Raw genomic sequence first — 12,432 nt, 5'->3', positions numbered from 1 at the left:
CTGGTCTGTATAACCGTTCTGGCAACTGGCGATATTTATATTTTTTAGCTCCCAACAGCCAGACAATATTAGCTTAGAAATTATATTCGCTTATGCGGTTTGCATATTGCACAGTACAACCTGTTTTCTCTATATCTAACGTAACATCAGGATGTGGATGGTTTTTGGATGGGGTGACACACTGGACAAATATAGCTGGCACGAAAAGGTTGGCATTTTCTGCTGACCAATAGTCTCTGGAACCATGATGAGGAACTTGTATGACGCTTATTGATTTCTTGCGTCTGGGGCCAAAATGGTCAAGCATATCGCAAGCGACATCCCTGGTCAGGTTAATATCACCGGTAAGAAGAGTAGCGTGTTGAGCCATCGAATCAATAATAGAGTTAATTGTTCGTCCAACATACATACATAACGAAATATTATTTTTTGCTTTAGCTGTGTGACCAAAATGTTTTTGATAACAGGCTTTAAGTTTTTTTCTCCAATCAGGTGGAAGAGAACTAATGTCATTTGTAAGTCCTAAGGAATCAATAAGAAGCTCAATCTCCGCTTTTACATCTTTTAACGGGACTTCTGATTTTAATGCGCAAATTTCACCTGATTGAACACGGACCAGCCCTAATCCTTTAAAAGATTTCACAACGTTATAGAACATAAATTCGTAAGCGCTGTCTGTACTGTATAATGGAACTGCGTGGTCTATTGTTCTGATAACCGGACCCGTTTGATTTCCTGAACTTTTAAATTTTAAAAAAGCCCCTTCCTCCCCAAAGAGATCAATCTGCTGTATTGCCTCTCTTTCATTATTTTGAAAGTTAAGATTGTTAAAGTCTGCATTGAGTGGATAACGCGGAGGGCTGTTTGGCTCCTCATGATTATCATCTGGAGGGGCATCTCCCTGCACCAGAGTTAATTGCTCCACACTGCCATTTAGATTATTCATCTGTAGCCACCTGAGTGGGTTCAACTGAAAAAGTGCAACACTGGGAGAGACGCCTTTTTTTCCTAATACTGCGATTTCACGTACACTTTGTGTCCATTCCGTATAAGGGAGAACGAGTTTTTTAACCCGATAAAGCCTTAAAAGCTCCTCTAGCCCATTTACGTGGTCATCATCAAAATGAGAAATGACTAACATATCAATCACCCTTGAGCCGGGAGTATTTTTAAACCATTTGGGTAAGCTATGGATCTTATTTATGATTGTCGTTCTGCTGGTGGAACCACAATCATACACTATATTGAATGTGCTGTTACCAGACATGTTTTTTATCTGTCCGGTATAAAGAGTACCTTTACCTACTGCATGGAAACATTGCTTTATACTGTGTGCCATTGGAGTTAATCCCTTTGAAATAACATATCTGATATGACGTCTACACGTTGAATATTAATCGACGAATCTGCAATATTCTTTATGATAAAATAAATGTCTGGCAAGTTAAACATGTAATGATTGAATCTCGTCAGACATTTTATCTGTAGTAAATTGCCATTAATTATTCAGTTCCATTCACAAGCCATATTATTAGAGTAGTCACCGTTGTTATGGTAATAAATCACATTTCTTTTTCGTAATTGTTCAACATTTATTTTTAAATAGGCGACCAGAGGATAGTCTCTGCAGGGGGATTGTGTTTTGGGCAGCTTCAGGACGCTGGTCAGGTAGACGCCGTGGTGGAGTAGGGTTTCACCACTACTTGCGTATAACCCCGCCGGGCGGCTGTCGTTAAATAATCAGACACTGGTGTGTAAAAATCTTCTTGCGGTGTTTCGGTCACGAGCTAACCAATCGAGACCGCGCGGTGCAGAACAGCACGAGCGCAATCACCACTACAATTGCCGAGAAACCAATAACGTTTTACCTCTCCAGGTTAATCCATTGTTATGTTGGACGACACGTTATGTAAATTGGTCAACCATTATTGCGATGAATGTCACATCCCCCGATCACTAACCGCTGATCCCCCTGTGTTGTCATTTGCAGTAACCGGCAGGAGAGTAGATTTCTTGTGATGTGGTTAACCAATTTTAGATTTCAGGTTGACATGTATTACCAAAAGGTAGAACTTATACGCCATCTCATCCGATGCAACGACACGGCTGCGGTCTGGTCGTTCATTCGGATACCTAAACAACTCCGGGGTTCCGCGTCTCTTCGCTGTTGAACCCACTACGTGAAAGAGGAATAAACATGGAACAGACCTGGCGCTGGTACGGCCCTAACGATCCGGTTTCTTTAGCTGATGTCCGTCAGGCGGGCGCAACTGGCGTGGTTACCGCGCTGCACCATATCCCGAACGGCGAAGTATGGTCCGTTGAAGAGATCCTCAAACGCAAGGCTATCGTTGAAGACGCAGGTCTGGTGTGGTCTGTCGTGGAAAGCGTGCCAATTCACGAAGATATCAAAACCCACACTGGCAACTATGAGCAGTGGATCGCTAACTATCAGCAGACCCTGCGCAACCTGGCGCAGTGCGGTATCCGCACCGTGTGCTATAACTTCATGCCGGTGCTCGACTGGACCCGTACTGACCTCGAATACGTGCTGCCAGACGGCTCCAAAGCTCTGCGCTTCGACCAGATCGAATTCGCTGCATTCGAAATGCACATCCTGAAGCGTCCAGGCGCGGAAGCGGATTACACCGAAGAAGAAATTGCTCAGGCCGCTGAACGCTTCGCCACCATGAGCGACGAAGACAAAGCGCGTCTGACCCGTAACATCATCGCCGGTCTGCCGGGCGCGGAAGAAGGGTATACCCTCGACCAGTTCCGTAAGCACCTGGAGCTGTACAAAGATATCGACAAAGCGAAGCTGCGCGAAAACTTTGCCGTCTTCCTGAAAGCGATCATTCCAGTTGCCGAAGAAGTTGGCGTGCGTATGGCTGTTCACCCGGACGATCCGCCGCGCCCGATCCTCGGCCTGCCGCGTATTGTTTCCACCATTGAAGATATGCAGTGGATGGTTGATACCGTAAACAGCATGGCGAACGGTTTCACCATGTGCACCGGTTCCTACGGCGTGCGTGCTGACAACGATCTGGTTGATATGATCAAGCAGTTCGGTCCGCGTATTTACTTCACCCATCTGCGCTCCACCATGCGTGAAGATAACCCGAAAACCTTCCACGAAGCGGCGCACCTGAACGGTGACGTTGATATGTACGAAGTGGTGAAAGCGATTGTTGAAGAAGAGCACCGTCGTAAAGCGGAAGGCAAAGAAGACCTGATCCCGATGCGTCCGGACCACGGTCATCAGATGCTGGACGACCTGAAGAAGAAAACCAACCCTGGTTACTCCGCAATTGGTCGTCTGAAAGGCCTGGCCGAAGTTCGCGGTGTCGAACTGGCGATCCAGCGCGCTTTCTTTAGCCGTTAATATCCACCGGCATGGCTGCGCGCCGTGCCGGTTCCTTCTTCCTTGCCGTCACTCTCTGAAGACGGATTCTGGAGTTTACGATGACTACTATTGTTGACAGCAATCTGCCGGTTGCCCGCCCGTCATGGGATCATTCTCGTCTGGAATCACGCATTGTGCATCTCGGTTGCGGGGCGTTTCACCGCGCGCACCAGGCGCTGTACACCCATCATCTGCTGGAAAGTACCGACAGCGACTGGGGTATCTGCGAAGTTAACCTGATGCCAGGCAACGACCGCGTGCTGATCGAAAACCTGAAAAAACAGCAACTGCTGTACACCGTGGCGGAAAAAGGCGCGGAAAGCACCGAACTGAAAATTATCGGTTCGATGAAAGAAGCCCTGCATCCGGAAATCGACGGTTGCGAAGGTATTCTCAACGCGATGGCGCGTCCGCAGACGGCGATTGTCTCCCTGACGGTCACGGAAAAAGGCTACTGTGCCGATGCGGCAAGCGGTCAGCTGGATCTCAATAACCCGCTGATCAAGCACGATCTGGAAAATCCGACTGCGCCGAAGTCCGCGATTGGTTATATCGTAGAAGCCCTGCGTCTGCGTCGTGAAAAAGGGCTGAAAGCGTTTACGGTGATGTCCTGTGACAACGTACGTGAAAACGGTCATGTGGCGAAGGTTGCGGTTCTCGGTCTGGCTCAGGCGCGTGACCCGCAACTGGCGGAATGGATTGAAGAGAACGTCACCTTCCCGTGCACCATGGTTGACCGTATCGTTCCGGCGGCGACGCCTGAAACGTTGCAGGAAATTGCTGACCAGCTGGGCGTTTATGACCCGTGTGCCATTGCCTGCGAACCATTCCGTCAGTGGGTCATTGAAGATAACTTCGTTAATGGTCGTCCGGACTGGGATAAAGTCGGCGCGCAGTTTGTTGCCGATGTTGTGCCGTTCGAAATGATGAAACTGCGTATGCTTAACGGCAGCCACTCTTTCCTGGCATACCTCGGTTACCTCGGCGGTTATGAAACCATTGCCGACACCATGACTAACCCGGATTACCGCAAAGCGGCCTTTGCCCTGATGATGCAGGAACAAGCACCAACGCTGTCGATGCCGGAAGGGACTGATCTGAACGCCTATGCGACGCTGCTGATCGAGCGTTTCAGCAACCCGTCTCTGCGTCACCGTACCTGGCAGATTGCGATGGACGGCAGCCAGAAGTTACCGCAGCGTTTGCTGGACCCGGTGCGTTTGCACCTGCAAAACGGCGGTAGCTGGCGTCACCTGGCGCTTGGCGTAGCGGGCTGGATGCGTTACACCCAGGGCGTGGATGAGCAGGGTAATGCCATTGACGTGGTAGACCCGATGCTGGCCGAGTTCCAGAAGATCAATGCGCAGTATCAGGGCGCAGACCGCGTGAAAGCGTTGCTGGGCCTGAGCGGTATCTTTGCCGATGATCTGCCGCAAAATGCAGACTTTGTTGGCGCGGTGACTGCGGCATATCAGCAGCTGTGCGAGCGCGGCGCGCGTGAGTGTGTGGCTGCACTGTAACTGACTGATTACCCTACAGACTTACTGGTCAATCAAAAACATATTTGGTTGACCAGTTTTCGTTTTTTGCCCATCTGTACGTGCCAACTTCCAGTGCTAATGGTATAGTTTGAAATTAACGGTCAACGTAAAATTGCCCGGTAAGCAAGCCTGTCGGGCCTACGGATCAATCGCAATTTATTGAATACGCACTCTTTGTAGGCCGAATAAGGCGTTCACGCCGCATCCGGCAATAATTTGATTAATCGCATCTAACGGACACAACATCATGAAATCTGCCACCTCTGCGCAAAGACCTTACCAGGAAGTTGGGGCGATGATCCGCGATCTGATCCTTAAGACGCCGTACAATCCTGGCGAACGGCTACCGCCGGAACGTGAAATAGCAGAAATGCTGGATGTCACCCGCACGGTGGTGCGTGAGGCGCTGATCATGCTGGAGATCAAAGGGCTGGTAGAAGTACGACGTGGTGCCGGTATTTATGTGCTCGACAGTTTACCCAGCCATAATGCAGAGAGCGCAGAGGCCAACGTCTGCAATGACGCCGGTCCTTTTGAGCTGTTACAGGCGCGCCAGTTGCTGGAAAGTAACATTGCCGAGTTTGCCGCTTTGCAGGCTACCCGCGAAGACATCGTTAAAATGCGTCAGGCATTGCAACTGGAAGAGCGTGAACTGGCTTCCAGCGCGCCGGGCAGTAGCGAAAGCGGCGACATGCAGTTCCACCTTGCTATTGCTGAAGCCACGCATAACAGCATGCTGGTGGAACTGTTCCGTCAGTCCTGGGAGTGGCGGGAAAATAATCCAATGTGGATCCAGTTACATAGCCATCTCGATGACAGCTTATACCGCAAAGAGTGGTTAGACGATCACAAACAGATCCTGGCTGCGTTAATCAAGAAAGATGCCCGCGCGGCAAAACTGGCGATGTGGCAGCATTTGGAGAATGTGAAGCAGCGCTTGCTGGAGTTCTCTAATGTTGATGACATCTATTTCGATGGTTATCTGTTTGATTCGTGGCCGTTGGATAAAGTGGACGCCTGATCCCTCATTTCTGGTGCAAAGTTGAACCGCTTTGCACTATGTATGTTCCCTGAATAATTAATTATGTTCTGCAGAATATATTATGCGTAATTTAATCATTACGTACGATATATTGTTTTGGAATAATTATATATCAGTTTAACGCTGAGAAATTATTCGGAATAATCAGAATATGTTAACGTATTTCCGTTATGTTTAATGACTTTTGTCAAATGATACCTTTTTAAATAAAAAGTCAGTGGATATTCTTTTCTGTACAGTGTTTTATCTTTGGCGGATCTTATAAATCCCTTATGAAAGTGCCAGGGACGCAATGAGCATAAAGGAATGATTATGGAATATGAGCATCAACCCAGTGGTGTCCAGCAGCCAGGGCAGGATACAGATGCCACTAAACGTCAGGAGTGCGCAAAATGATGCGCCAATCAGTTCAGACGGTATTACCTGAAAGTACAGGGAACAATACGTTATCGCTGCGTGATTCCGTATGCCGGGATCTCTTTCAACTTTTTAGTTCTCCCCATTCACCGCTACCAATATTACTTGTTTCAGGCATGCCTGAGTGGCAAGGGCATAATCAGAGCGACAAGCTTCTCCAGAGTTGGTATTGCCGCCAGTTACGTTCCGCGCTTTTATTTCATGAGCCACGTATTGCGGCATTGCAGGTCAATCTGAAAGCAGTCTATTGCCACGAGTTGGTCATTAGTCTGGAGATGATGCTGTACCACGATGATGAGCCGCTAACGTTTGACCTGGTCTGGCAGAAGGGGAGCTGGCATCGCACGATGCCGCAGTAAATGACGGGAAACGCGATACGCGCAAGACGTATCGCGTTAGGTCACAATTAGTGGGAGGTTCTGATTGCTGCTTTCAAGGCCGGAAGCCGGGATGGACTGGCACTGAGCTTATCAATCCCCATGGTGAGCAGTCGTGCTGTTTGCTGGGTATCTCCAGCCATTTCGCCGCACATACTGACCGGAATTTCATTATTACGTCCGGCCTGACACACCATAGCAATAGCGTTAATCACCGCGTCATTACGATAATCGACCAGTTCCGCGACGGTACTATTTCCTCTGTCTGCCGCCATAATATATTGCGTCAGATCGTTGGTGCCGATGGAAAAGAAATCGACTTCACTGGCTAATTTGTCTGCAATCATGACTGCGGCAGGAACCTCAATCATAATTCCCAGCGCCGGAAGATTTTCTGCAGAAAACTTTCAGCCAGGTTCAATCTCCAGCTCGCGCAGTTCACGCCAGAAACGCTCTGCAACGGGATTCATCCGTGTGTTCATCCGGTATGCGTAGGCCTGAATCGGGATAACTAATTCGTCTCGATTCAGGACAATGAGCTGCCCGCTGCGAATTTCTTGTTGTATGGCGTACTCCGGTAGCCAGGCAATCCCACAGCCGTCGAGGGCAACCTGCTTTAATAACTCGCTCATCGAAGACACGAAAAAGGTGCTGAAACTTAACTCACTGTGGCGCGTCAGGGTGCGATTAATCAATCGCCCCATGTAGGAGTTGCGGCTGTAGTTGAGTAGAGGAAAGTGCGGCTGCGTGAGGCTAAAAAGCGCTTCCCCCTGTTCGTTAACGGCGCAGACGGGGAACAGACGTGATTCAAACAACCGAATGTGGTCGAACGGCGCTTCCAGTAAGTCTTCGTCGTGAAACGAAAAAATACAATCACTTTGCCCTTCGCGCAGTTTATCGACTGCTTCATCGACATCAATAGCTTCAATCGCCCAGGTAAAGAGCGGTGGCATCTGGCTGATAATGGACGGTAACAGCCCGAGGGAAAGAGAGTGTGCAGCGGCTATTTTAATTTTGCGTTGCGCGTAATCGCTGCCACCACGGAGTTCTGCAAGGTTGCTCTCTAACTGTTGCAACAGATGACGGATCTGCGAATGGAATATTTTCCCTTGTTCCGAGAGTTGTAGCGGCGTTACCTGGCGATTAAATAACTCAACGCCAATCGCCTGTTCCAGCGCGCGTATCCGGCGGCTGAATGCCGGTTGTGAGACGTTGCGACTGACTGCCGCCTGGGAAAAGTTACGGCATTTTTCCAGCGTTAAAAAATCGTAAAGCCATTTGGTTTCAATATTATGCAAGACTGAACCATTGTCATCCATTGCGTTTTACTCTGTCAGCCGCCCTTGCGGGCATTCTACGTCCATTCGGGCGGCTGACAACTGCTTATGCAGTTTCAAACGTTCCTTTCACACACGCTTTGCCGTCTTTGACCATCAGTTTGCCGCGAGCGTATACCTGCTCAATACGCAACTGCGGTGTCATCACTAACAGATCTGCGTCATTGCCCGGCAGAATTTCGCCTTTACCGGTCAGGTTGAGGAAACCAGCGACGCTGCTGGTGAGTGGACGCAGGGCATCGCTGATACTAAAGCCATAGTCTTTGACTAACACTTGCACGGTTTCCAGCAACGTCTCAAAACCCGCAACACCGATATGCGTTAAATTCCCTTCATCGTCAAAGAACGGCTGACTGCCGTTGCCGTCGGAGCTAAGGGTAACGCGGGCCAGCGGAATACCCGCCTGAACGGCGCGGGCAATACCTTCGGCAGGGGCGACCGGTTCGTCAATGCTGCTGGTGATATCGATGGTGCCGCCTTTGCGCGCGAACTCCAGCGCCTGCTCAAACAACGGAACGTTGCGGTTAACGTGGGTCGGCAGCAACTTGCTGATGGGGACGTCGCAGTTCTCAAGAAGGTCATAGATGGGCTGTAACGCCTTTTTGCTGTCGCCCATGTGGAACACGGTGACGCCAGGTTTACCGCCGAGCAAACCTCCAACGCGGGATTCCGCCGCCATATTGGCCAGATGATAAACATCCGGCGCGGCCGAGCGGTGGTCTGAGATGGCACATTTCACGCCAATCACGCGATCGATAATCGCCACATCTTTTTCCACCGAGCCTGTAATGGTACGGGAAGGAACATGATAAGCACCGGTCAGCATCCAGGCGCTGATGCCTTCTTCATTGAGCGCACGAGTCTTGGCGAGTAAGGATTCCGGGTGGCGAGAGATAGAGTCGGTGCCGAGCAGACCAACCACTGACGTGACGCCCGCTTCTGTCAGACGACTAAGCGCGACTTCCGGCGTGCGTGTAGTGGGGCCAGCTTCGCCGCCGCCGCCAATCAAATGGACGTGTTGATCAATAAAACCGGGGCAGAGGATCTGCCCGCTGAGATCGACAGCCGTGCAGTCCGGTACGATGTCAGAAGGGATGTTGCTGGCAACGGCGATAATCTTGCCGTTAGCGACGAGGACATCGCAAATTCCTCGATCTTCCGGCGCATATAAATGCGCTCCCTGCAGCAGGGTAAAACCGGCTGCGGAATAATCAATCATGGTAACTCCTTGTTAAATAATAAGCTGCATAACCAGGTTTGACAGCAACGCGTTAATCACGCAGACCGTAATGATATGCGGGTAATATTTGGCATTTACTTCGGCTGTCCCCAGGCAGCGACCGACATTTTGCACCGGGTTGCCCATTAAATACATCGCGGGCAGTAAAACGGTGACATCATGGTCGGTTAACACGCCAGCTACAGCATCCCCTTGTTGTGCCATAACAATCCCCATTATGTATGCTTGTGGCGGCTACGTGGAAAAATTACGCTGCGCGGAGAACCTTCCTGTAAGGATTGAGTTGCAGAAAATTCATAAACACAGTGACAATAACGGTTGGTGAGTAAAGGCGGCGAATACAAGGACGAATGCAAAATGGCAAAATACAACGACAAAGAGCTGGCAGAGACGAGCAAGTTTTTAAGTTTTGTCCTCCGACATAAACCGGAGGCGATTGGCATCGTGCTGGACCGTGAAGGATGGGCGGATATCGATAAGCTCATACTCTGTGCACAAAAAGCGGGCAAGCGGTTAACCCGCGCATTACTGGAGACTGTGGTCGCAACCAGCGATAAGAAGCGCTTTAGTTATTCCAGTGATGGTACGTGTATTCGCGCCGTTCAGGGGCATTCGACTTCGCAGGTCGCCATTGCCTTCATCGAAAAAACACCGCCACAATTTCTCTACCACGGTACGGCAAGCCGTTTTCTTGAGGCGATAAAAAAACAGGGGCTGATTGCAGGGGAGCGTCATCATGTGCATCTCTCTGCTGATGAAGCAACGGCCCGCAAAGTCGGGGCAAGACACGGTTCGCCGGTTATCTTAACCGTCAAAGCACAGGAAATGGCGAAACGAGGGATCCCTTTCTGGCAAGCAGAAAACGGGGTCTGGCTGACATCAACGGTTGCGGTTGAGTTTCTTGAGTGGTAAGGGAAACAGCCCTTATGAAGCGACCACTTGTAGCTTAAATAATTGCACTGTGCTGATAAGCGCAGCAATAAACAACGCCGCCGCGCCGCAGAGAGTGGCGCTGGCAAGCGCCGATGTTCCATTGCCGAGCATACTGGTCAGCGCCGGGCCGAGGATTTGCCCAATGCCGTAAATGAGCGTCACAAAGCCTAAAAGATTGAGATTTCCCGGTACGCCCAGTTGGCGGGCGATAGTCATCACCAGAGATGTCGTGCCCATAAAGGTACCGCCAAAACCGATACTACTGATGATAAGCAAGAGAGGCGAGTCGCTGGCGAGAGTAAGCAGCACACAGATAGCCTGCACCAGTAAATTCGCCGTCAGGCAGGGCAAAGCCCCCCAACGTTTTGCTGCCCATAGCCAGCCAAAGCAACCAGGCACAATTGATAAGCCGACTAACGTCCAGAGATGGGCGGTTAACAATGGCGAACCTGCATCTTTCGCCATGAGCGGCAGGTAAGTCGCGACGATGATATAACCAAATCCCGCCAGGCCGTACAGAATAGCCAGTAACCACCAGCTCATTATCTGTTGCTCCGTTTTTGCCAATGGCGTTGGTGCGATGGCGTGTTTTTTCGAGGGCATTAAAAGCGTAAGTGCAATCAGCATCGTGCCAGAAAGCGCCCCGGCGCCTTGCCATAACGTTTGCGAGGAGAGGGCAAAATGCAGGCCAGCCAGAACATATTCATTGCCCAGCGCGATACCAATGCCAACGCCAGAAAACAAAGCTGCCAGCACAAAAGGATGGCGCGTGTGCTGCATAATCAGCGTCGAACCAAAAATCAGCATTCCGGCGCTGGCGACACCCGCCAGGAAGCGAATCAATAACGCCAGAATAAATGGCGGCAACCATGCCATTGCGAGGATCAACAATCCGCTCGCCAGGGCAGAAGCCAACAGAAATGGGCGCAGGCGCGACGGCTGGTGAAATGCGCCAAACGAAAATAGCAGACTGCCAGCCAGATACCCCGCATAGTTGCCGCTGGCAATCCACGAGAGCTGGCTAAATGAAAACGCCCCTTCCGCCATCATGACGGGCAACATAGGTGTATAAAGGAAGCGACCTAATCCCATACCTAAGGTCAGAACCAGCATCCCGAAAAGCGCGGTGCTGAAAGAAAAGCGTTCTACGGGATGCGTGGACGAAGGCATGTTTAACCTTGTTTGTATTTTTTTTGTAGTTAACAAGTTAATAACAAAAAGGCGAAACATGCCAGCCTGTTAATGTGATGATTTAGGGGTAAAGCGATAAAAATGATTTGGTTCGCTAACGATATAAATATTACCAGAGGCATCCATCGCAACCCCTTCGGCCTGTTTGATGTTATGCGACAAACCTCGACTGCCTTTGGTCAGTGACATTTCACCGATAACCTCGCCAGCCAGTGTTACTTCCTGGAGTGCGCGTGATTCATGAGACAGCACCAGAAGCGTATTTTTTTGTTGGTTAAATTCCGCGCCGGACACATCATCTAAAGTAAATTGCCGTTGTAGTGCCTTGTCTTTGCTGATGTGCAATTCATTGCTACTTAACAGCCCGTTAACTTTGTAGACCTCAATCGGGTTTTTCTCTTTAAAAAACCAGAAAGTGTGATCCTGGCGAGAGTAGGCTAACCCTTCAAAACCGCAATTGGTTGGGGATTCCTGCAGCGGGATTTTTATTTTTTTGAGGATTTTTACTTCCGAGTTTGGGGTTAGTGAAATCACATAAATGGCATAATCGCGCTCATCGCTAATGACAAACTGATTATCGCCAATGTATTCGATCGTCTCGAGATCTTTAACAAAATCCAGAGGAATAGTGCGGATCAAATCGCCATTGGTGGTCATTTCAACAATGGCGGCAGGTTTGTTGATAGTGCTAAACAGGGTATTGCTCTGTGCCGACCAGGTCAGCGAGGAGATATTATTCGTTACGCCAGCAATTTCTTTGCCATCAATGGTGGCGTGGTAATTCTGAAATGATGCTGCATGATTGCTTTTACGGGCGCAAGATTGCACGAAGAAAGTACACACTGCCACAATGGCAAAAAGAATCACAATAACGGAGATGCGTTTACTTAACGAAATACTTTTTGTCACGGTAATCCCTTTAAGGCAAATCAATAAGATATCGAGAAGTAT

The 12,432-nt window shown here is 49.6% G+C and carries 10 protein-coding genes and 2 pseudogenes; 5 read left to right on the top strand and 7 right to left on the bottom strand.

Annotated features, from left to right (window positions below; translation table 11 throughout):
* Nucleotides 1-73 precede the first annotated feature (73 nt).
* Nucleotides 74-1,339, bottom strand: a complete 1,266-nt coding sequence (locus D9597_RS04475) for a hypothetical protein (protein ID WP_130221726.1) — start codon at nt 1,337-1,339, stop codon at nt 74-76.
* An 858-nt stretch (nt 1,340-2,197) separates the two neighbouring features.
* Here D9597_RS04475 and uxuA point away from each other — a divergent pair.
* From uxuA to iraD, 4 genes are all read left to right on the top strand, one after another.
* A complete protein-coding gene (gene uxuA, locus D9597_RS04465) occupies nt 2,198-3,382 on the top strand; it encodes a mannonate dehydratase (RefSeq protein WP_000438582.1) in 1,185 nt (394 codons plus the stop codon).
* 80 nt (nt 3,383-3,462) lie between these two features.
* Nucleotides 3,463-4,923, top strand: coding sequence for a fructuronate reductase (locus D9597_RS04460; RefSeq protein ID WP_130204660.1), 1,461 nt, complete (start codon nt 3,463-3,465; stop codon nt 4,921-4,923).
* A gap of 268 nt (nt 4,924-5,191) precedes the next feature.
* The gene (uxuR, locus tag D9597_RS04455; RefSeq protein ID WP_130216613.1) at nt 5,192-5,965 is read left to right on the top strand and encodes a Uxu operon transcriptional regulator; all 774 of its coding nucleotides are present in this window, start codon (nt 5,192-5,194) and stop codon (nt 5,963-5,965) included.
* Nucleotides 5,966-6,378: 413 nt separating this feature from the next.
* Nucleotides 6,379-6,762 (top strand): anti-adapter protein IraD, encoded by a 384-nt coding sequence (gene iraD / locus D9597_RS04450; protein ID WP_033555723.1) that lies wholly within the window; start codon nt 6,379-6,381, stop codon nt 6,760-6,762.
* A gap of 47 nt (nt 6,763-6,809) precedes the next feature.
* Here the strand turns inward: iraD and D9597_RS04445 are convergent.
* From D9597_RS04445 to D9597_RS04430, 4 genes and pseudogenes are all read right to left on the bottom strand, one after another.
* A pseudogene (locus D9597_RS04445) lies at nt 6,810-7,181 on the bottom strand (putative PEP-binding protein); the annotation flags it as partial.
* A 6-nt stretch (nt 7,182-7,187) separates the two neighbouring features.
* Nucleotides 7,188-8,099, bottom strand: coding sequence for a hypochlorite stress DNA-binding transcriptional regulator HypT (hypT, locus tag D9597_RS04440; RefSeq protein WP_130216611.1), 912 nt, complete (start codon nt 8,097-8,099; stop codon nt 7,188-7,190).
* Nucleotides 8,100-8,163: 64 nt separating this feature from the next.
* Nucleotides 8,164-9,336, bottom strand: a complete 1,173-nt coding sequence (gene iadA / locus D9597_RS04435; RefSeq protein WP_130221725.1) for a beta-aspartyl-peptidase — start codon at nt 9,334-9,336, stop codon at nt 8,164-8,166.
* A gap of 12 nt (nt 9,337-9,348) precedes the next feature.
* Nucleotides 9,349-9,537, bottom strand: a pseudogene (locus tag D9597_RS04430) (hypothetical protein); the annotation flags it as partial.
* A 177-nt stretch (nt 9,538-9,714) separates the two neighbouring features.
* Between D9597_RS04430 and kptA the strand changes: the two are divergent.
* Entirely contained in the window at nt 9,715-10,269 is a 555-nt protein-coding gene (gene kptA / locus D9597_RS04425; protein ID WP_130216607.1) for an RNA 2'-phosphotransferase, read from the top strand.
* Between the two features lie 12 nt (nt 10,270-10,281).
* Here the strand turns inward: kptA and D9597_RS04420 are convergent, their stop codons facing one another.
* Together D9597_RS04420 and D9597_RS04415 are read right to left on the bottom strand one after the other, a co-directional pair.
* Nucleotides 10,282-11,460 (bottom strand): MFS transporter, encoded by a 1,179-nt coding sequence (locus D9597_RS04420; RefSeq protein ID WP_130221723.1) that lies wholly within the window; start codon nt 11,458-11,460, stop codon nt 10,282-10,284.
* Nucleotides 11,461-11,529: 69 nt separating this feature from the next.
* Complete coding sequence (locus D9597_RS04415) at nt 11,530-12,390, bottom strand: YjiK family protein (RefSeq protein ID WP_130221722.1); 861 nt, start codon at nt 12,388-12,390, stop codon at nt 11,530-11,532.
* Nucleotides 12,391-12,432: the final 42 nt, after the last annotated feature.

Source organism: Escherichia sp. E13S3, assembly GCF_004212325.1.
Lineage (GTDB): Bacteria > Pseudomonadota > Gammaproteobacteria > Enterobacterales > Enterobacteriaceae > Escherichia.
Note: the sequence above shows the minus strand (reverse complement) of the source record. Positions and strands in the feature narration are given on the sequence as shown.